24 protein-coding genes are annotated in these 18,871 nt (G+C 69.8%); 7 read left to right on the top strand and 17 right to left on the bottom strand.

Translation table 11 applies throughout. The features are described 5' to 3' along the window. Window positions 1–36 precede the first annotated feature (36 nt). The 4 genes from ACGFWE_RS28305 to ACGFWE_RS28290 all read right to left on the bottom strand — a co-directional run bounded on the left by ACGFWE_RS28305 (window position 37) and on the right by ACGFWE_RS28290 (window position 4,575). Window positions 37–1,068 carry a hypothetical protein gene (locus tag ACGFWE_RS28305; RefSeq protein WP_393602591.1) on the bottom strand — a complete coding sequence of 344 codons (1,032 nt, stop codon included), beginning with the start codon at window positions 1,066–1,068 and terminating at the stop codon, window positions 37–39. A gap of 131 nt (window positions 1,069–1,199) precedes the next feature. Then, window positions 1,200–1,784 carry a SigE family RNA polymerase sigma factor gene (locus ACGFWE_RS28300; RefSeq protein WP_393602799.1) on the bottom strand — a complete coding sequence of 195 codons (585 nt, stop codon included), beginning with the start codon at window positions 1,782–1,784 and terminating at the stop codon, window positions 1,200–1,202. A 455-nt stretch (window positions 1,785–2,239) separates the two neighbouring features. Next, window positions 2,240–3,301 carry an aspartate-semialdehyde dehydrogenase gene (locus ACGFWE_RS28295; protein WP_393602589.1) on the bottom strand — a complete coding sequence of 354 codons (1,062 nt, stop codon included), beginning with the start codon at window positions 3,299–3,301 and terminating at the stop codon, window positions 2,240–2,242. Then, window positions 3,298–4,575 (bottom strand): aspartate kinase, encoded by a 1,278-nt coding sequence (locus tag ACGFWE_RS28290; RefSeq protein ID WP_352387718.1) that lies wholly within the window; start codon window positions 4,573–4,575, stop codon window positions 3,298–3,300. The genes ACGFWE_RS28295 and ACGFWE_RS28290 overlap by 4 nt, the downstream gene beginning before the upstream one ends. Window positions 4,576–4,787: 212 nt before the next feature. Here ACGFWE_RS28290 and ACGFWE_RS28285 point away from each other — a divergent pair, with 212 nt between their 5' ends. Together ACGFWE_RS28285 and ACGFWE_RS28280 are read left to right on the top strand one after the other, a co-directional pair. Beyond that, window positions 4,788–5,471, top strand: a complete 684-nt coding sequence (locus ACGFWE_RS28285; RefSeq protein ID WP_393602587.1) for a response regulator transcription factor — start codon at window positions 4,788–4,790, stop codon at window positions 5,469–5,471. Next, window positions 5,468–6,808, top strand: a complete 1,341-nt coding sequence (locus ACGFWE_RS28280) for a sensor histidine kinase (protein ID WP_393602585.1) — start codon at window positions 5,468–5,470, stop codon at window positions 6,806–6,808. The genes ACGFWE_RS28285 and ACGFWE_RS28280 overlap by 4 nt, the downstream gene beginning before the upstream one ends. Here ACGFWE_RS28280 and ACGFWE_RS28275 read toward each other — a convergent pair. After that, window positions 6,774–7,274, bottom strand: coding sequence for an SgcJ/EcaC family oxidoreductase (locus ACGFWE_RS28275; RefSeq protein WP_352387712.1), 501 nt, complete (start codon window positions 7,272–7,274; stop codon window positions 6,774–6,776). The genes ACGFWE_RS28280 and ACGFWE_RS28275 overlap by 35 nt on opposite strands. A 111-nt stretch (window positions 7,275–7,385) precedes the next feature. Continuing rightward, window positions 7,386–7,577, bottom strand: coding sequence for a hypothetical protein (locus tag ACGFWE_RS28270; protein WP_393602583.1), 192 nt, complete (start codon window positions 7,575–7,577; stop codon window positions 7,386–7,388). Between the two features lie 118 nt (window positions 7,578–7,695). Here ACGFWE_RS28270 and ACGFWE_RS28265 point away from each other — a divergent pair, with 118 nt between their 5' ends. Beyond that, the gene (locus ACGFWE_RS28265) at window positions 7,696–8,415 is read left to right on the top strand and encodes a sulfite exporter TauE/SafE family protein (protein WP_393602581.1); all 720 of its coding nucleotides are present in this window, start codon (window positions 7,696–7,698) and stop codon (window positions 8,413–8,415) included. Here ACGFWE_RS28265 and ACGFWE_RS28260 read toward each other — a convergent pair whose 3' ends face one another. The 4 genes from ACGFWE_RS28260 to ACGFWE_RS28245 all read right to left on the bottom strand — a co-directional run bounded on the left by ACGFWE_RS28260 (window position 8,416) and on the right by ACGFWE_RS28245 (window position 11,233). Beyond that, window positions 8,416–8,994: a Uma2 family endonuclease gene (locus ACGFWE_RS28260; protein WP_393602579.1), complete on the bottom strand. Its 579-nt coding sequence runs from the start codon at window positions 8,992–8,994 to the stop codon at window positions 8,416–8,418. Between the two features lie 50 nt (window positions 8,995–9,044). Further along, complete coding sequence (locus ACGFWE_RS28255; RefSeq protein ID WP_352387704.1) at window positions 9,045–10,007, bottom strand: hypothetical protein; 963 nt, start codon at window positions 10,005–10,007, stop codon at window positions 9,045–9,047. A 294-nt stretch (window positions 10,008–10,301) separates the two neighbouring features. After that, window positions 10,302–10,484, bottom strand: coding sequence for a DUF397 domain-containing protein (locus ACGFWE_RS28250; RefSeq protein WP_352387702.1), 183 nt, complete (start codon window positions 10,482–10,484; stop codon window positions 10,302–10,304). Beyond that, window positions 10,481–11,233, bottom strand: a complete 753-nt coding sequence (locus tag ACGFWE_RS28245; protein WP_352388052.1) for a helix-turn-helix transcriptional regulator — start codon at window positions 11,231–11,233, stop codon at window positions 10,481–10,483. Before ACGFWE_RS28245 ends, ACGFWE_RS28250 begins: the two co-directional genes overlap by 4 nt. Window positions 11,234–11,353: 120 nt before the next feature. On the opposite strand from ACGFWE_RS28245, the gene ACGFWE_RS28240 reads away from it, so the two are divergent. Next, entirely contained in the window at window positions 11,354–11,782 is a 429-nt protein-coding gene (locus tag ACGFWE_RS28240) for a hypothetical protein (protein ID WP_393602577.1), read from the top strand. A 108-nt stretch (window positions 11,783–11,890) separates the two neighbouring features. Here the strand turns inward: ACGFWE_RS28240 and ACGFWE_RS28235 are convergent, their stop codons facing one another. The 4 genes from ACGFWE_RS28235 to ACGFWE_RS28220 form a co-directional block, all read right to left on the bottom strand. Next, window positions 11,891–12,307 carry an SsgA family sporulation/cell division regulator gene (locus tag ACGFWE_RS28235; protein ID WP_352387698.1) on the bottom strand — a complete coding sequence of 139 codons (417 nt, stop codon included), beginning with the start codon at window positions 12,305–12,307 and terminating at the stop codon, window positions 11,891–11,893. Between the two features lie 130 nt (window positions 12,308–12,437). After that, the gene (locus tag ACGFWE_RS28230) at window positions 12,438–13,091 is read right to left on the bottom strand and encodes a DUF5063 domain-containing protein (protein WP_352387696.1); all 654 of its coding nucleotides are present in this window, start codon (window positions 13,089–13,091) and stop codon (window positions 12,438–12,440) included. Next, the gene (gene recR / locus ACGFWE_RS28225) at window positions 13,084–13,683 is read right to left on the bottom strand and encodes a recombination mediator RecR (protein WP_351419838.1); all 600 of its coding nucleotides are present in this window, start codon (window positions 13,681–13,683) and stop codon (window positions 13,084–13,086) included. Before recR ends, ACGFWE_RS28230 begins: the two co-directional genes overlap by 8 nt. A 95-nt stretch (window positions 13,684–13,778) precedes the next feature. After that, a complete protein-coding gene (locus ACGFWE_RS28220) occupies window positions 13,779–14,126 on the bottom strand; it encodes a YbaB/EbfC family nucleoid-associated protein (protein WP_352387694.1) in 348 nt (115 codons plus the stop codon). A 241-nt stretch (window positions 14,127–14,367) separates the two neighbouring features. Between ACGFWE_RS28220 and ACGFWE_RS28215 the strand changes: the two genes are divergently transcribed. Further along, a complete protein-coding gene (locus ACGFWE_RS28215) occupies window positions 14,368–15,093 on the top strand; it encodes an SLATT domain-containing protein (RefSeq protein WP_352387692.1) in 726 nt (241 codons plus the stop codon). Window positions 15,094–15,118: 25 nt separating this feature from the next. Here ACGFWE_RS28215 and ACGFWE_RS28210 read toward each other — a convergent pair whose 3' ends face one another. From ACGFWE_RS28210 to ACGFWE_RS28200, 3 genes are read right to left on the bottom strand one after another with little or no spacing between them, the layout of a single operon-like run. Further along, window positions 15,119–15,370 carry a hypothetical protein gene (locus ACGFWE_RS28210; protein ID WP_393602574.1) on the bottom strand — a complete coding sequence of 84 codons (252 nt, stop codon included), beginning with the start codon at window positions 15,368–15,370 and terminating at the stop codon, window positions 15,119–15,121. A gap of 48 nt (window positions 15,371–15,418) precedes the next feature. After that, entirely contained in the window at window positions 15,419–15,877 is a 459-nt protein-coding gene (locus tag ACGFWE_RS28205; RefSeq protein WP_393602572.1) for a MarR family winged helix-turn-helix transcriptional regulator, read from the bottom strand. Then, window positions 15,874–16,479 (bottom strand): type 1 glutamine amidotransferase family protein, encoded by a 606-nt coding sequence (locus ACGFWE_RS28200; RefSeq protein WP_393602797.1) that lies wholly within the window; start codon window positions 16,477–16,479, stop codon window positions 15,874–15,876. The genes ACGFWE_RS28205 and ACGFWE_RS28200 overlap by 4 nt, the downstream gene beginning before the upstream one ends. A 140-nt stretch (window positions 16,480–16,619) precedes the next feature. On the opposite strand from ACGFWE_RS28200, the gene ACGFWE_RS28195 reads away from it, so the two are divergent. Together ACGFWE_RS28195 and ACGFWE_RS28190 are read left to right on the top strand one after the other, a co-directional pair. Then, window positions 16,620–17,975 (top strand): aspartate aminotransferase family protein, encoded by a 1,356-nt coding sequence (locus tag ACGFWE_RS28195; protein WP_393602570.1) that lies wholly within the window; start codon window positions 16,620–16,622, stop codon window positions 17,973–17,975. Window positions 17,976–18,067: 92 nt separating this feature from the next. Next, the gene (locus ACGFWE_RS28190; protein WP_352387684.1) at window positions 18,068–18,769 is read left to right on the top strand and encodes a GntR family transcriptional regulator; all 702 of its coding nucleotides are present in this window, start codon (window positions 18,068–18,070) and stop codon (window positions 18,767–18,769) included. The last annotated feature ends 102 nt before the right edge of the window (window positions 18,770–18,871 follow it).

Here is an 18,871-nt window from a genome sequence, read left to right as displayed (position 1 = left end):
CGACGCCCGTCGCCCCGTCGGGGCCCGTTCACGCCGTCACGACGAGGCGAGCACGCCCGTCCAGTACACGACCCCCGCGCACGCGTTGGTCACCGCCGTGGACACCGACGGTCCGCCGCCCTCCGCCGTGTTCGTCACCAGGACGCTGCCGTCGGCCGTGCCGTCCGCCGTGAGGAGCTGGGTGGAGGTGCCGGTGTCGCCGCCGGTGGAGGAACCACCGTCGCCGCTGGAGCTGTCCGGGGACGTCGTCGGGTCGGGGGTGGGGTCCGTCGAGGGTTCCGTGGTGGGGCAGGTCTCGGACGGCACCCAGGCGAACTTCACGTCGTAGGAGGAACCCGGCTGGAGCAGCAGCGGGGAGACCTCCTGGGACGGGTCGGGCAGCCCGGCCGAGGCCGCGTCGCCGGACACGTGCCGAGCCGGGCTGATCTTGCCGCTGTCGGCCGCGCCCTGCGCGCTCAGTGTCACGGTGCCGGGACCGTTGACCGTGCAGGCGGCGGTGGAGCCGTTGGTGATGTGGAACGTGCCGTAGACCGTGCCGGAGGCGTCGGGCACCGCGGTGCTCGCCGTGGGTGTGCCCAGCTGTGCGGCCGTACAGACCGGGGCGCTCTCGGTGGTCGTGGCGGACGGGCCGGTGCCGCTGCTCGCGCCGGTGGTCGCGCCCGCGTTCTTGCCCTTGTCCTCGCCCTTCGGCGTGCCCTTGCCCTTGTCCTCGGTCTTGGTCGAGGAGCCGCCGGAGGTGGACTCGCCGCCGTCCTCCTGCTTGCCCTGGCCCGCGCCGCCCTGCGCCTGGGAGGTGTGCCCGGCGTTGGAGGTGTTAGCGCTGGTGCCGGTGGAGGAGACGTGCACGACGGCGGGGATCGCGGTGCCGCAGAAGAGGGCCGCGGCGGCCATGCCGACGAGGGCCTGCCTCTTGCGTGCCCGCCGGGCGGGCACCGCCCTACGCAGATGGTCCAGGGTGCCGTCGCGCGGCTCCATCTCCCGGACCGCCTGGTGCAGCATCCGTCGCAGTGCCAGCTCGTCCGAGTCGAACTCCCCCGTGGAGCTCAGATCGTCGGGGCCCTGATTCACAGTTCCGTTCCCAGCGTGCGATTGCTTGTGCTCTTGCCGCGCCGCCCAGGTCGGCTCGTGCGTGCCTTCCCCGGTCGGCTCATGCCACGCGTAAGGCTCGTGGCGCCGTCCCTCTGATTCACCTTCGCCGCTCACACCGGCTCCTCCATCGCGACCCGCAGTGCGGCGATCCCCCGGGAGCCGTACGCCTTCACGGAGCCCAGCGAGATGCCGAGCGTATCGGCGACCTGGGCCTCGGTCATGTCCGAGAAGTAGCGCAGCACGAGGACCTCGCGCTGACGGCGCTGCAGGCCCTTCATGGCCTTGATGAGCGAGTCGCGCTCCAGCAGGTCGTAGGCCCCCTCCTCGGCGCTCGCCATGTCGGGCATCGGCTTGGACAGCAGCTTGAGTCCGAGGATGCGCCGGCGCAGGGCCGAGCGGGAGAGGTTGACGACCGTCTGGCGCAGGTACGCGAGCGTCTTCTCCGGGTCGCGGACGCGTTTGCGTGCCGAGTGGACGCGGATGAAGGCCTCCTGGACGACGTCCTCGCAGGAGGCGGTGTCGTCGAGCAGGAGGGCGGCGAGACCCAGCAGGGAGCGGTAGTGCGCCCGGTAGGTCTCCGTGAGGTGGTCGACGGTGGTTCCGGCTACCGCCGTGTCCTCGGCGTTCTCGGCTCCGTCACGCTGACTGGGTATGCGGGCGGGCCGCGCTGCGGGCATGGGGGCGATCACCGGCATGCCACCGGGAGCCCCGGGCCTGCGGGGCCTGAGGACAGCCGCGCCGCTCGGCGCGGCAGGGAAGTCGAGTACCTGAGCCACGACAGTTGGACACACTCACCCCGGTGAGGGTTGTACGCGGCCGTCCATCTTCTCTCAGGCAGCACAACTGACCGTGCGTCGAACGCGCTCATGCCCTACCCGCTCTTCCCCTGTGTCCCGAGTGCCGAGGCGTCCCCACGCCTCGCCTGCATCCCCGCGCCCCTGAAAGGGCGTTCGCAAAGACGCTCCCCGCCCTTCGCGCGGTTGCGGAGAGCGGGGAGGAAAATCTTCGGACGCCCAGGCGCCGGGATCAAGTGGTACGGACCATTAGTCGCACCACATGTCGCACACAGATCCTACAAAGCGTTTCGGTCATGGCCAGGGCTTTTCCCGTAGGCACAAGTGCGTACGGGAGATTCGCCGCGGGACGCACGTCACACGAACTCGGCCGCCACGAGCTCCGCGATCTGCGCGGTGTTGAGCGCGGCACCCTTGCGCAGATTGTCTCCGCACACGAAGAGTTCGAGCGCGGTGGGGTCGTCGAGGGCCCGCCGGACCCGCCCGACCCAGGTGGGATCGGTGCCGACGACGTCGGCGGGGGTGGGGAACTCCCCGGCCGCCGGATCGTCGAAGAGGACGACTCCGGGGGCGGTCGCGAGGATCTCGCGCGCCTTGCGGACGGTGACCTCATCCTCGAAGCGGGCGTGGACGGTCAGGGAGTGCACGGTGACCACCGGGACCCGCACACAGGTCACGGCGACCGGCAGCCTGGGCAGGCCGAGGATCTTGCGGGACTCGTCCCGCACCTTCATCTCCTCCGAGGACCACCCGTCCTCGCGCAGCGACCCGGCCCACGGTACGACGTTCAGCGCGACCGGCTCCGGGAACGGCCCGGTGTTGTCGCCGACCGCCCGCCGTACGTCACCGGGGTGCGTGCCGAGCTCGGTGCCGGCGACCAGGGACAGTTGCTGCCGCAGCGTCTCGACGCCCGCCCGTCCCGCACCGCTGACCGCCTGGTACGAGGACACCACCAGCTCCCGCAGCCCGAACTCGGCGTGCAGCGCGCCCAGGGCCACGATCATGGACAGGGTCGTGCAATTGGGGTTGGCGATGATCCCGCGCGGCCGCATCCGGGCCATGTGCCCGTTGACCTCGGGCACGACGAGGGGCACGTCCGGGTCCATCCGGAAGGCGCCGGAGTTGTCCACGACGACGGCACCGCGGGCGGCGGCGACCGGCGCCCACTGCGCGGCCACCTCGTCCGGTACGTCGAACATGGCGACGTCGACCCCGTCGAAGACCTCCTCAGCGCCCTCGGTCAGACCCACCACCTCGACCTGCTCCCCGCGCACGGCCAGCTTGCGGCCGGCCGAGCGCGGAGAGGCGATCAGTCGGATCTCGCCCCAGATGTCCGCGTGCTGGGACAGGATCTGGAGCATGACCGTGCCGACGGCTCCGGTCGCCCCCACGACCGCGAGCGTCGGTCGTACGGTCATCGCCCGGTGCCCCCGTAGACGACGGCCTCGTCGCTGTCGGAGTCGAGCCCGAAGGCGCTGTGCACGGCGCGGACGGCCTCCGTCACGTCGTCGGCACGCGTGACGACCGAGATGCGGATCTCGGAGGTCGAGATCAGCTCGATGTTCACGCCGGCGTCGGACAGGGCGGTGAAGAAGTCGGCCGTGACGCCCGGGTTGGTCTTCATGCCCGCGCCCACGAGCGAGATCTTGCCGATCTGGTCGTCGTAGCGCAGCGAGTCGAAGCCGATGCCGGACTTGTTCTTCTCCAGGGCGTCGATGGCCTTGCGGCCCTCGGCCTTGGGGAGCGTGAAGGAGATGTCCGTCAGCCCGGTGGAGGCGGCGGAGACGTTCTGCACGATCATGTCGATGTTGATCTCGGCGTCCGCGATCGTACGGAAGATGACCGCGGCCTCACCCGGCTTGTCCGGCACGCCGACGACCGTGATCTTGGCCTCGGAGGTGTCGTGCGCGACACCGGAGATGATGGCCTGCTCCACCTTCTTGTCCCCTCGCTCGATCGGCTCACTGCTGACCCACGTGCCCTGGAGTCCGCTGAAGGACGACCGGACGTGGATCGGGATGTTGTAGCGACGGGCGTACTCCACACAGCGGTGGAGCAGCACCTTCGAACCGGAGGCGGCGAGCTCCAGCATGTCCTCGAAGGAGATCCAGTCGATCTTCTTCGCCTTCTTCACCACCCGCGGGTCGGCGGTGAACACGCCGTCGACGTCGGTGTAGATCTCGCAGACCTCGGCGTCGAGGGCGGCGGCGAGCGCCACGGCGGTGGTGTCGGAGCCACCGCGCCCGAGCGTGGTGATGTCCTTCTTGTCCTGGCTGACGCCCTGGAAGCCGGCGACGATGGCGATGTTGCCCTCGTCGAGGGCCGTACGGATACGGCCCGGCGTGACGTCGATGATCCGGGCTTTGTTGTGGACCGAGTCGGTGATGACGCCGGCCTGGCTGCCGGTGAAGGACTGGGCCTCGTGGCCCAGGTTTTTGATCGCCATGGCCAGCAGTGCCATGGAGATCCGCTCTCCGGCGGTCAGCAGCATGTCGAACTCACGCCCGGCAGGCATCGGCGATACCTGCTCGGCGAGATCGATCAGCTCGTCCGTCGTGTCGCCCATCGCGGAAACGACGACGACCACCTGGTGGCCGTTCTTCTTCGCTTCGACGATTCGCTTGGCGACGCGCTTGATGCCCTCGGCATCGGCTACGGAGGAGCCTCCGTACTTCTGCACGACAAGGCCCACGTGCGCTCCTCGCTCAGTCCGTGTGTGTCGGCTCAGTTTAACGAGCGCCCGAATTTCACCTCCGCGGTATCGCATCGTGAGATTCGCACGCCCAGGTCAGCGCCTGCCCATGCGCGGACCCGGGGAAAAGTGCACCGCGTCACATGGCCCTGTGAGGTCCGTGTGTCCCCTGTGGCGACTGTGAATTAAGTTTCAAGGATTAGGGTGCGGGTGTGCGCGTACTCCTGGTGGAAGACGATGAGCCGGTCGCCCAGTCCCTGAGACGAGGCCTGACCCGGTACGGCTTCGAGGTCGAGTGGGTCTCCACCGGCGGGGCCGCGCTCGGCCACCAGGCCCCCTACGACGTCGTCCTGCTCGATCTCGGACTGCCCGACACCGACGGTCTCGACGTGTGCAGGGCGCTGCGCGAGCGCGGTGACGTGCCGATCATCGTGATCAGCGCGCGCAGCGACGAGACGGACCGGGTGGTCGGCCTGGAGCTCGGCGCCGACGACTACGTGACCAAGCCGTTCGGGGTCCGTGAGGTCATCGCGCGGATACGGGCCGTGATGCGGCGCGCGCAGCCCCGTACCGAAGCCGCGGCGGGCCCCGACACCTACGGCTCCCGCCTCACCGTCGACCGCAAGGCCGCCCGCGTCCGTCTCGACGGCGAGGAGGTGCCCCTCGCGCCCAAGGAGTACGACCTGCTGGCCTTCCTCACCGAGGAGCCGGGCGCGCTGATGTCGCGCGAGCAGATCATGGAGGCGGTCTGGGACGCGAACTGGTTCGGGCCGACCAAGACGCTGGACGTGCATGTGGCGGCGCTGCGGCGCAAGCTCGCCGGGGCCGTCGTCATCGAGGCGGTCCGGGGCGTGGGCTTCCGGCTGGAGATCGCCAAGGACGACGGGGTCTCATGAACCGGCAGCTCATCCGGAGCTACATCCTGCTGGTCGCGGTGGCCATCTTCCTGTTCACCGTCCCGGTCGCCTTCACGCTGACGAAGCAGTTGCGGGACGACACCCGGCAGTCGGTCCTGCGCGAGGCGAACACCATGGCGCTGCTGCTGAGCAACGGCAGCAGCACCTCGTGCGAGGCCCTGACCGAGGTGGCTAGGGCGTACGGCGACGTCGAGGCGACCCCCACCGCGCGCTGCGACCCGAAGCTGCCGGTCCCCGCCGCGGACGCGGCGCTGAAGCGGGCCGTGGAGAAGGACGAGTCGACCACCGACTGGGGTTCCGACTTCGTCTGGGGCAGACATCTGACGGTCACCGTCCCCGCGGACGACGACGCGGCCGTACGGATCGTCTACCCGACCTCCGACATGACCAGACGGCTCTGGCAGATCTGGGGCTTCAGGGCCGCACTCGCCGTGCTGGTCCTCGCGGCGGCCGCCGCGATCGGCGCCTACGCCGCCCGCCGGATCACCGCACCCCTGCGCGAACTCAACTCCATGGCCAGCAAGTTCAGCGACGGCGACCTGACCGCGCGCTCCCCGGTGACGGGCCCGCCGGAGACGCAGACGCTCGCCCGGACCCTGAACCAGGGTGCCGAACGGCTGGACACGCTGGTGGCCTCGCAGCGCATCTTCGTGGCCGACGCCTCGCACCAGCTCCGCACCCCGCTCACCGCGTTGCGCCTGTCGCTGGACAACATCGCGGACGCGGTGGACGACGAGTTCGTCCGGGAGGACGTGGAGCAGGCGACGGCGGAGGTGGTCCGGATGAGCCGACTGGTCAACGGCCTGCTGGTGCTGGCGCGGGCGGAGGCGAAGGTGGCCGCCGCGGAGCCGTTGCCGCTCAGGGACATCGTGGACGAGCGGCTGACGGTGTGGAGGCCGGCCGCCGACGAGCGCGGAGTCACCATCGCGCTCAGGGGGAGTGTTGTCGACGACCGGCCGTCTGTGTTGGCCGGCCCCGGTCATCTCGACCAGGTGCTGGACAACGTGCTCTCGAACGCCCTGGAGGTCTCGCCGGACGGCGGGCGGATCACCGTCGAGGTCGAGTCCCGGGCGGACAGGGTGGTGCTGTCGGTCCTTGACGAGGGACCCGGCATGTCCGACGCCGACAAGTCCCGTGCCTTCGACCGCTTCTGGCGCGGTCAGGGCCTGACCGGACGCTCCGGTTCGGGCCTCGGCCTCGCCGTCGTCAAACAGCTGGTGACCGACGACGGCGGGACGGTGACGCTGGCGGACGCGCCGGGGGGCGGGCTGAAGGTGGAGATCAGCCTTCGGGCATCGCCGAGGAGTGGTGGTTGACGATCTTCCAGACGCCGTTGCGCTTCTCGTACTCGTACGTGTAGCGGGCCTCCACGACGCGCTTGGCGCCGCTCTTCGGGTCGGTGAGCGTGAACTCGTAGACGCCGGTGTCGATCGCGGAGTCGGTGTCGAGGACTCTGACGATCGTCTGGACCTTCTCGCCGACCGGCTTGTTCGGGAGGAAGTGCTCGAAGTAGTCGACGATCTGCGCGTGGTTGGTTCTGACCTTGTTGGAGACGGTGGGCAGCAGGACCGCGTCCTTGGCGTACAGGTCCGCCACCTTGTCGGGGTCACCGGTCTTCAGGGCCGCGTTCCAGGTGGTGAACAGGCCCGCGATCTCCTTCTTGGTGGGCTGCTTCGCGGCGTCCGGCCCGGCGGTGGCGACGACGGTACCGACGGTCCCCACGGCGACGATCGCGGTCGCGGTGACGATGGCTGCGCGCTTGGTTATGGACCGACGGTTCATCGCTGTCTCCAGTGCGGTGAGAGGCTGTGCTGTGAAGTGACTCCAGCCTCTCTTCACGCTGGTTAGAGCCCGTGCAGCCCAGGTACAGGGCGGAGACAGCAAACGTCCAACTCACGCACGGTGCCCGCCCGTTCGCTGTCCGCGCAGCAGCCCGACGCCGGCGCCGAGCGACACCACGCCCATCCCGGCGGCGGTCATGACGCCCTGGACCCCGTCCACGAGGAACGGCGCGACCGCGGCGACGGCGAGGTTGAAGAGGAAGAGGAACCACAGGACGGGGGTGGAGGAGAGCAGGGCCTTCATGGCGGTTTTCCTTCGGTACGGGGTGGTTGACCTGGTGAGATCAACGATCCCGTTCCACGGAGGCCGTCACGAGGGGGTGCGCTCCCGGACCCGGGGTGTAGTGGGATACACCTTGCCCGTGACGGGTGACGTGTTGCTGACGGCCATCGTGCTGCTGGGTTCCTGCGTGCAGTGGCTCACCGGGATGGGCTTCGCGCTGGTCTCCGTACCGGCCCTGGTCCTGCTCCTCGGCCCGGCGGAAGGCGTGCTCCTCGCCAACTGCGCGGCCGGGGTGATCTGTCTGATCGGCTTGGCGGGCGGATGGCGCCTGGTACGCCCCCGCGCGATGCTCCCCTTCTGCCTGGCAGCGGCCTGCACGGTCCCCGCGGGCACCTGGTTGACCCATCAACTCCCGCAGGCATGGCTGCTGTTGGTCATGGGTGCGCTGGTGACCTTGGCCGTACTGCTCGTCATGCAGGGCGCGCGGGCGGCCGCGCTGCGCGGCACCCGGGGCGCCCTGTTCGCGGGCGCGGCGGGCGGCTTCATGAACTCCGCGGCGGGAGTGGGCGGCCCGCCGTTCTCCCTCTACGCGGTCAACGCGGGCTGGACGGTACGGGAGTTCGTCCCGAACGCGATGTTCTACGGTGTGATCGTGAACGCCTTCTCAGTGGCGTCGAACGGGATGCCGGGGCTGAACCGGGTGCAGTGGGCCCTCGTGATCGCGGCGATGGGGGCGGGCGGCCTGATCGGCAGGGGGCTCGCGCCCCGTATCCCGGAGAACCGGGCCCGCTTGCTGGTGCTGTCGCTGGCCCTGGCGGGCGGGGTCACGGCCGTCGGGAAGGGACTGTGGGGTCTGTGATCAGTCCGCGAACTCCTTGAGGGACTCGGTGTCGAGGGTGATGTTCACCGGCTCGGGAAGCTTGACAGTGGCACCGAAGGGCAGCTTCTCCTCGTGCCGGTACCGTCCGTCCTCGGGCTGGTCGAAGACGACGACGGAGCAGTCGTCGCGGTCGACGAGGAGGTAGACGGGGATGCCTGCGGCGGCATAGCCGTCGGGCTTGTCGATGCGATCACGCCGATTGGTGTCCGAGTCGTGCGAGGTGATCTCGACAGCCATCAGCACGCCGTCGGCTTCCGACCACTCGCCGTGCCCCTTGAGGCCGCCCTTCGGTACCAGCACTCCGTCCGCGCGAGCACGGCCCCTGCGGTAGGCCTCGGTCTTGAGTCCTCGCTCCGGATGAAGCCTCAGGTCGGGACGCGCCTGCATGCACCGTTCCAGAAGCCACATGTAGATCTCGCTGTGGTTGCCGTCCGGCACGGGCTTGACCTGTACCTTCCCCTTGATGAACTCCAGCCACACGGTTTCCGGGGCATGGCGTTCCAACTGCTCGAACTCCTCGACGGACATCTGGGGCTGCTGCTCGGTACTGGGGATCATGACGTCGCCTCCTCGACTCCATGGTGCCCCGACCGGCGCCTCCTGCACGCTCACAGCAGCCCCGCCGCGCGGCGCAGGGCGTCCACGCGGTCGGTGACGTCGATAACCTCGTCGGCGCCGGGTAGACCGCCCCCGTCGCGCGGTCCTGGGAGGAAGGTGTCCGGGACGGCGCCGTAGACCGGGCCGTCCGCCTCGACCAGTTCGATGCACTCGCGGCACAATCCGCTCACGATCTCCGTGGTGCGCTCGTCGGCGTCGCACAGACCGCAGGCCATGATCACGCGGCTGACGCGGGCGCGGCGGGCGGCCTTCTGCCGGATCTTCGCCTTCTTCGGGGGCATCTTGCTCTCCAATCGTTTGCGGGCGAATCCGCCCGGGTTTTCGACGGTGGACGGCAGCCCGTCGGTCAGGGCCTTGGTGATGTCGTGAGGCGTCGCGCCGAGTGACAGCCACTCGGCGGCGAGGGGTTCGAGGGAACGGCAGTCGGCGTCGGAGAGCGGCATACGGGCATGCGCGTCGCGGAGTTCGGCAAGGGTCTGGTAAGCCTCGCTGGGCTGCTCGGCGACCGCGGCCTCTTCCGGCTCGGGCTGCCCGGTCTCTACGACGGATTCCTCGACGTCTTCGACTCGCGCCAACCCCGGCATGTGGTCCTCGGTCACGTCCTTGCCGTGCCGCTCCTGCGCGAAGTCCTCCCACCACTCGGTGGACCTGCGGGTACGCGACCAGTACGTGCGCGTGACCCACCGCATCGAGGCGTCCTCGACGGTGATGTGCTCCTTGATCCAGCGCAGGTGGCCGGCGAGGGTGATCCGCCCCAGCGAGCTGCGGACGGCCTGCTGGCCGTAGCGGGGGTGCGCGGCGGCGATGGCCTTGTAGCCCATCGCGTGGCCCTCTTCGAGATGGTCGACGAAGACGGCGATCTCGCGGTCGCGGGGGCTCAGATGTGCGAAGTCCGGGTCCGCGTGCGGGTCTTCGTCACCGGCAGAGCGCTTGCCGTAACCCGTTTTGGCCATGGGGTGGGACGGGGACGGCAGGGCAGGACTAGGCTGGGCGTAAGCCACGATCGAGTTCCGTTCGATCCGTAGGTCAGGCCCCGGAGCCGGTGTTGGCGCACCGACCGGGGCCGAACTATTTGCTTGTGTTGCCGCGAACCTAGAGCGGCTTTACGTTCCGGCGCAAGCCGATCACAGAACGTCACCCGTTCGAGGTACGACGCCTCAACTCACGTACAGACTTGGTTGGTTGGGTTGGATTTTCAACCAGACCAAAAACCGGAAAACCCCATGGAGGAGCTCGAAGCCCGAGGCTCAAGCTCCGGGCTGAACTGCGGAGATGAACGCCTTCCAGGCGGGGGCGGAGAGGGTCAGCTCGGGGCTCACGGTGAGCTTGGAGTCACGGATGTGGATGCGGGTGGCGAACGCGACTTCGAGGCAGGCGCCGCCTTCGGAGTCGCTGTAGCTCGACTTGACCCACTTCAGTTGGTCGCTCATGTCTGGTCCACCATCCGCTCGACGAAACGGGCCGACTCATCGGGACCGAGAGCCTGCGCGCGGATCATGCTAAGTCGTTCGGTCGCACGGCTCACGGCTTCCGGAGCCGCCGACAGCTCGCCCCCCAACTGCCCTTCTGTGTATGCGAACCACTCGTGGTCACGAGTTTCCAACCGGACCACAGGTCCCATGAAGGCGGCAGGGACGGCCCGTTCGAAGGGGAGCACCTGCAACACGACGTTCCGCAGGCAGGACACCTCCAGCAGTCGGCTCAACTGTTCCGTGTCCACCTGGGGAGCGCGCAATACGGCCTCGTAGAGAACGAAGCTCAGAGCCACCGGCGGCTTGCGACCGGTGAGAATCGTCTGCCGCTCCAGACGGGCCGCGATCCGTTCCTCCACCGTCCCCTCGTCCAGGGGCGGGATGTGATTTTCCATCAGCGCCCGCGCGTACCCCGGGGACTGCAACAGCCCGGGGACGTACATGGTCTCGTACCACCAGAGACTGATCGCCTCCTTCTCCCGCTCCATGAAGTCCTGCGCCCGCGCCGGGAACTTCTCCCGCTGCAGAAACTCCTTGGCCGCGCTCAGCAGCCCCTCCGCCCGGCACAACTCGTCGGCCACGTCCAGCACGCGAGGCGTCGGCATCCGTACGCCCTGTTCCATGGACTTGATGGTGTCCGGGGAGTAGTTGGACGCGGCGGCCAGCTCCTCGCGGGTCACGTTGGCCTTGATGCGCCACCGCTTCATCTGGTTGCCGCCGTAGCGCCAGTTCACCGGCGTCTGGGACACAGCACGCACCTCCGACCGATACACACCGGCGTGTATCACCTCAGTCACTACCGAGCGTAGCCTCGCGACCGCCACCGTGTGACCATGACGAACGCAATCGACCCCTTCGACTGGGTCCCCGCCTCGGGCCACCAACTCCGCCTTGCGGGCGTGCACTTCGACGCCGTGCGGATCGAGGGGGTACGCGGGGAGCTGGTCGCGGCTCAGCTCATCGAGGCCGCCGACGGAGACGCGGGGCCCGTCGTGTGCGAGGTGACCGGGTATCGGTGGATGTACTTTCTGCTGGCGCCGGGCGAAGTGCGCAGGCACCGCTGGCCCCTTGGCGTGCAGCGCTTCGGTGAGCGGGGATCACGTGCTGTCACGTACATCGGGGTTCCCGCGCTGGACGGGAACACCTGGCCCCTGCGCTGGTACAGCGAGCCGACGCCGACCGCCCCCTATGTCGACGCCGGGCTCCTGACCTGCGTGGTCACGAACGCCGCACCCGCGCGACCCGCGTCCCCCTGATCCGGGCGCCCAGAGCACGGGCGTACTCGCGCACGGTCCGTAGGTCATGGATCTCGCCGCGATCTGTCTGGGTGGCCCATGCGGGGAGGCCCCGTGGGCCGACGCCGATCACACCCGCCCCCCGAACAGCGCCACCAGCCCGTGGTCCAGTTCCGCGCCCACCGTCTCCTCGTCCGGGGCGACGACCGTGTACGTGCGGGCCAGGAAGCGGGTCAGGTCCGCGGTGGGGAAGCCGAGGACGGCGACGCCCTGCGCGGCGTGGAACTCCACGTACGTGTGGCCCGAACCGGCCGGGCGGACACGGACGTTGCCGAGGCCGGCCGGACCTCGCAGCCCCTCCCCCAGCAGCGTCCTGGCGAACGTCCACGTCGTGGCCTCGCCGTCGACCGTGACGTGGGGCGGGAAGTCGATGTGCACGGCCGGTGGTTCGGCGGAGGTGTAGCGCAGGGTCGCGGGGATCGCGAGCTCCTGGTCCGCGGCCGTGATCAGACGGGCGCCTGTCGGCTGCTGGAGGGTCACGTGCACGAGGAGCTCCAAGTCGGCGGGGGCGCGGGCCTGGTGTGGCCGTTTGTGGTGAGACCACCCCAGTGCCCGCGTATCACGCCGTTCGTGAAGCCGGCTCGTATGACTCGTGTCACACAGGAGCTACGAGGAGCTACTTCGGGGACTGCAGCCCCAGCGGGCCCGCGATCTCCTCCACCATCACCTTGCCCGCCTCGAACTCCAGCGTCTCGTCGCCGATCGACTGGTCGGTGTCGAGGCCGTCCAGCTCCGCCAGCGGCTGGTTCAGGCGGACATGGGCCACGATCGACTGGAGGGCGCGCAGGGTCGCGGACGCCGTGGAGCCCCAGTTGGAGAAGTACGAGAACTGCCACCACCACAGGGCCTCCGAGGTGCGGCCCGCGCGGTAGTGGGCCATGCCGTGGCGCAGGTCGGTGATGACGTCGGTCAGGTCGTCGGAGATCCGGGCCGGCACCGGCGCCTTGCGGGGCTCGTAGGGGTCGAAGACCTCGGAGTAGACGTCGATCGGCTCCAGCAGCCGGGCGAGGTTCTCGCGGAGATCGTCCACGTCGGCGTCCGGGCCCGTGTCGGGCTCGTAGCGCTCGTCGGGGACGATGTCCTCGTGGGCGCCCAGACGGCCGCCGGCCAGCATGAGCTGGGAGACCTCCAGGAGCAGGAAGGGGACGGCCGAGTCGGGTTCGTCGCCCTTGGCCACCTCCATGACGGCCACCAGGAAGCTCTCGACCTGGTCGGCGATCTGGACCGCGAAGTCGTCGGGGTCCTGCGCGTGCAGTGTGGCGTCAGACATCTAGGAGTCGTCTCCCCTCGAAGGCGCGGCCGAGGGTCACCTCGTCCGCGTATTCCAGGTCGCCACCCACCGGGAGGCCGCTGGCCAGGCGGGTGACCTTGAGGCCCATGGGCTTGATCATGCGGGCGAGGTACGTCGCTGTGGCCTCGCCCTCCAGGTTCGGGTCGGTGGCCAGGATGAGCTCCGTGACCGTCCCGTCGGCCAACCGCGCGAGAAGTTCTCGTATCCGCAGGTCGTCCGGACCGACACCCTCGATGGGGCTGATCGCGCCACCCAGGACGTGGTACTTGCCGCGGAACTCACGGGTGCGCTCGATCGCGACCACGTCCTTCGGCTCCTCCACCACGCAGATGACGGTGAGGTCGCGCCGGGGGTCGCGGCAGATGTTGCACAGCTCTTCCTGCGCGACATTGCCGCAGGTCGCGCAGAAGCGGACCTTCGCCTTGACCTCCATCAGGCACTGCGCGAGACGCCGTACGTCCGTCGGCTCCGCCTGGAGGATGTGGAAGGCGATCCGCTGCGCGCTCTTGGGACCGACGCCGGGCAGCCGCCCCAGTTCGTCGATGAGGTCCTGGACCACGCCTTCGTACAACGGACTGCCGTCCTTCCTGGGTTCCTTGCGATACGTACGCTAGTTGGCCGATGCCCGCCAAAGAAAGACGGGCACCGGGAAAGACCGGCCTCCTCCTAGAAAGGCAGCCCGGGGATACCGCTGCCACCGCCGCCGAGGCCCTGGGCGAGCGGGCCGAGCTTCTGCTGCTGGAGGGTCTGGGCGTTCTCGTTGGCCGCCTGGACCGCCGCCACGATCAGGTCGGCGAGGGTCTCGGTGTCTTCGGGGTCCACGGCCTTCGGGTCGATCTTCAGCGCGCGCAGCTCGCCGGCGCCGGTGACGGTGGCCTTCACCAGACCGCCGCCCGCCTGGCCGTCGACCTCGGTCCCGGCGAGTTCCTCCTGCGCGTTCGCCAGGTCCTGCTGCATCTTCTGGGCCTGCTGGAGCAGCTGCTGCATGTTGGGCTGGCCACCACCGGGGATCACGATCAGCTCCTGTGCTTTTCGCCTTGGTCTTCCGTCTGTGACGAGCCTACGTGTTCCACGTGGCCGTCGCCCCAGCACTCTTTCGAGTGAGTCGACCTGGAGTCCTATACCTGATCAAGGCCCTCTTCCGAGCGGAAAAGCAACCAAAGCACCCCCTTCGCCACCCATTGGGCGGTAGGAAGGATCCCCGCACATCAGCATCAGGCGTCACGCAGGGTGACCGATCAGTAGGGAGCGCCGGGTGGGTCAGCCGGAGATGCAGCCCGAGGGCCCGCCCCAGGACGGACGGGCCGATCTGGCCGGGCGGACGTTTCCGCTCGGCGACTGGGGCGAGCCCGCCGTACGGCTGGACGAGCTGTACCGGTGGGTGGAGCACGGGGCGCTGGAGACGACGTCCTGGTATCTCGCGGACCGGGTGGGGAAACGGCGCTGTGCGCGGGCCCTGCGGGGCGGGGCCGCGGCGGGGGCGGTGACCGGGGCCGTGCTGCCGTTGGTGGGGCTGACGGGAGTGGTGGGCGCCGAGCTCGCGCCCTGGGGCTATCTCGCCCTTCTCCTCGCGGTGGCCTGCGTGGCCGTCGACCGCTTCTTCGGTGTGACCTCCGGCTGGATAAGGGACGTGGCCACCGCTCAGGCCGTTCAGCGCCGCCTGCTCGCCCTCCAGTTCGACTGGGCCTCGGAGAGCGTCCGCGAGGTGCTCGGCCCCACGGAGGGCACGGCCGCCGAGGCCACCGAACGCTGCCTGGGCGTGCTGCGCCGCTTCTCGGAGGACGTGACGGAGCTGATCCGGGTGGAGACGGCCGACTGGATCGTGGAGTTCCGCAACGGCTCGACCCCGATGGGCATCCAGGGCGCGGTGACCTCCGGGGGCCGCCAGGACCAGGGGGGTCCTCAGGGGCGCTTCCCCCTCCCCCCGGGACCACCGACCCGCCCGAACATGCCCCGGCAACGGCCGCCGGAGCCTCGGTGAGAAGTGGTCAGGAGTGGGGACGGGGTCAGGGCGATGCCGAAGGTGCGGTCGGTGCGACGGCGGGGCCCTCGTCGGCCAGGACGCCGTAGACCGCACCGCCGGCGCCCAGTGCCACCACGAGCGCCGTCGCGAGAAGCGCCACCGTGACGGCACGACTGCGGTGATCCGCCTCCGGCTCCGGCGGATACGGCGTCAGGTAGGTGCCCGGCGTGGAGCGCTCCCGGGCGTGGGCCTGCCCCTCGCCGTCCGCCGGTCCGGCGGCGCCGTGTTCCTCCATCGCAGGTCCTCCCCCGAGACCTCGCACCTGCACGACACGTCCCAGTGTCTACGTCCGTCCGCCGTCCGTCGAGAGCTGATCGAGCACCTTGGACAGCCGCTCCAGCACTCCCACGGCCTCGGCGAGTTCGGCTTCTCCGAAGGCCTGCGCGAGCCGGTCGGCGAAGGCCGCGTGACCCGGGTCGATCCGCCGCACGGCGGCCAGTCCCGCCTCGGTCGGCGTGAGGAGCTTGGCGCGCCGGTGGGCGGGGTTGGGCCGGTACTCGGCCAGTCCCCGCTCCACCAGCAGGTCGGCGATCCGCTGCACGCTCTGGCGCGTGATGCCCATCTCCCGGGCGATCCCGGAGACCGGCAGCGGCTGCCGGAGCACCGCGCCGAGCACCTGCCACCAGGCGGCGGTGAGCCCGGAGGGGCCCGCCAACTCCTCCGCCAAGGACAGGAATTGGCCGTTGAGCCGGAACACGCCGAGAGCGCTGCGGCTGAGCAGGTCCTGGCGCTCCCGGCTCACTCGGCGGCCGCCTTCTGCAGCACGGCGTAGGCCTGCGGGTCGGAGTCGTGGAACAGCCGGTACCAGGCGTCCAGCACCTCGCCCTCGTACACCCCGAGCAGCCGGAAGATCTCCCGGGCGAAGGCGACGGGCTCGGTGGGTCCGGCGGTGATCAGGGCGCCGTCGGTCACGGCGTCCGCGTCGACGTACCGCGCGCCGCCGCCGTACCCCGTGGCCGCCAGATAGAAGGACACGGCGCTGGTGTGCTCCCGGTCGTCGAACAGGCCCTCGCGCGCGAGACCCGCGGTGGCCCCGCAGATCGCGGCGACGGGAACGCGGGCGTCGAGGAACTCGCGCGCCTTGCGGGCGAAGGGGGCGAGGTCGTCGGAGGTGTCCCAGAGATCGGCGCCCGGGAGGATCAGCAGGGAGCTGTCGGAGGGGTGCACGTCGTCCAGGGCGCACGCGGGCCGGATCCGCAGGCCGCCGATCGAGGTCACCGGCTCGCGGGTCGGGCCGACGGTCCGGATCTCCCGTCCGGCGCGGGCGAGGTAGGCGGTGGCGTGCCCCGTCTCCCAGTCGGCCCAGGTGTCGTAGACGGCGAGATGCACTGGCTTGGCATTCACTGCGTCATTCATGACAACATGCTGTCATTTCGACAGCATGTTGTCAATCACTCGACCTGGACAACCTGTCGCGGAAAGCCCCCGTCCACAGACAGGACGCCGATACCGCTTCCGTATCGCGGACATTTACGCTCACTCGCATGACTCCTCAGCCACACCCCGAGGCCGGCGCCGCCGTGAAGGCCGCGGACCGTGCTCATGTGTTCCACTCCTGGTCCGCGCAGGAGCTCATCGACCCGCTCGCCGTCGCCGGTGCGGAGGGCTCGTACTTCTGGGACTACGACGGGAACCGCTACCTCGACTTCACCAGCGGGCTCGTCTACACCAACATCGGGTACCAGCACCCGAAGGTCGTCGCCGCGATACAGGAGCAGGCGGCGACGATGACCACCTTCGCGCCCGCCTTCGCGATCGAGGCCCGGTCGGAGGCGGCCCGGCTGATCGCCGAGCGAACGCCCGGGGACCTGGACAAGATCTTCTTCACCAACGGCGGCGCGGACGCGGTGGAGCACGCCGTGCGCATGGCCCGGCTGCACACCGGGCGGGCCAAGGTGCTCTCCGCCTACCGCTCGTACCACGGGGGTACGCAGCAGGCCGTCAACCTCACCGGGGACCCCCGGCGCTGGGCCTCCGACAGCGCCTCCGCCGGGGTCGTGCACTTCTGGGCGCCCTTCCTGTACCGGTCCCGCTTCTACGCCGAGACCGAGGAGCAGGAGACCGCGCGGGCGCTGGAGCACCTGGAGACGACCATCGCCTTCGAGGGGCCCGCCACCGTCGCCGCGATCATCCTGGAGACCATCCCCGGCACCGCCGGGATCATGCTGCCGCCGCCCGGTTACCTCGCCGGTGTCCGCGAGATCTGCGACAGGTACGGGATCGTCTTCGTCCTGGACGAGGTCATGGCCGGGTTCGGGCGCACCGGTGAGTGGTTCGCCGCCGACCTGTTCGACGTCACGCCCGACCTCATGACCTTCGCCAAGGGCGTCAACAGCGGGTACGTGCCGCTCGGCGGTGTCGCCATCTCCGGCGCGATCGCGGAGACCTTCGGGAAGCGGCCGTACCCCGGCGGGCTCACCTACTCCGGGCACCCGCTCGCCTGCGCCGCCGCCGTCGCGACGATCAACGTCATGGCGGAGGAGGCGGTCGTCGACAACGCCAAGCATCTCGGTACGGCCGTCCTGGAGCCCGCGCTGCGGGAGCTCGCCGAGCGGCACCCGAGCGTCGGCGAGGTGCGGGGCGTGGGCATGTTCTGGGCCCTCGAGCTCGTGAAGAACAAGGAGACCCGCGAGCCGCTCGTGCCCTACAACGCGGCGGGCGAGGCGAACGCCCCGATGGCCGCGTTCGCGGCCGCCGCGAAGCAGCAGGGCATCTGGCCGTTCGTCAACATGAACCGGACGCATGTCGTGCCGCCGTGCAATGTCGGCGAGGCCGAACTGAAGGAAGGGCTCGCGGCGCTGGACACCGCGCTCTGCGTGGCGGACGAGTACACGGAGTAAAACTCGCGCTCCTTCGAACGCGTAAGGTGGCGTGCCCGTAGACATATGTACGAGCACGCCATCTGCACCTGCGCGAGGGAGGCGCCCCGACGATGCCCGGCAGCAGCGGTAACGGTGCCGTCACCCGCAGCACCCTGCGGCAGCAGATCGCGGACGCGCTGCGCGACGAGGTACTGGCGGGGCGGCTCCAGCCGGGGCAGGAGTTCACGGTGAAGGAGATCGCCGAGCAGTACGGCGTCTCCGCGACCCCGGTCCGCGAGGCCCTCGTGGACCTGTCGGCGCAGGGGCTCCTGGAGGCCGACCAGCACCGTGGCTTCCATGTGCACGAGTACTCCCTCGACGACTTCCGCGGCATGATCGAGGCCCGCAGCCTGGTCACCGACGGCATGTTCCAGGCGCTCGACTCCGGCCACCGCATCCTCGAGGAGCTGGACGAACCCCGTACCGCCGCGGCGGTGGCGGGCGTGCGGCGGCGTGGCGAGGAGGCCCAGCGGGCCGCGACCGCGGGCGACCTGACCGTACTGATCGGCTACGACCTGCGCTTCTGGCGCGAGCTGAGCGTCCTGTTCGGCAACCCCTATCTCGCCGACTTCCTGCACCGGCTGCGCGTGCAGACCTGGGTGTGCACGGTCCAGCACCTGCGCCGGCTCACCGATCTGCGCGGCAGCCTGTGGTCCGCGCACCCCGAGGTCGCCGACGCCCTGTACCAGCGGGACACCGCGACCGCCCGCAAGCTCCTCAGCGCCTACAACGGCCACTATCTGACCCTCATCGAGGGCCTCACCGCCGACTGACGGCCCCCGGCACGGGTAAGGGACCAGCACGACCCGCTTCCACGACCCGCACAAGGGGCCCCGCCCGGGGACTCCAGCGACTACCCTTCCCTGACCACCGTG

Origin of the sequence: Streptomyces sp. NPDC048523 (assembly GCF_043199815.1) — a bacterium.
Classification (GTDB): Bacteria; Actinomycetota; Actinomycetes; order Streptomycetales; family Streptomycetaceae; genus Streptomyces.
The sequence above is the reverse complement of the archived record's forward strand: the minus strand, read 5'-3'. Positions and strand labels throughout refer to the sequence as shown.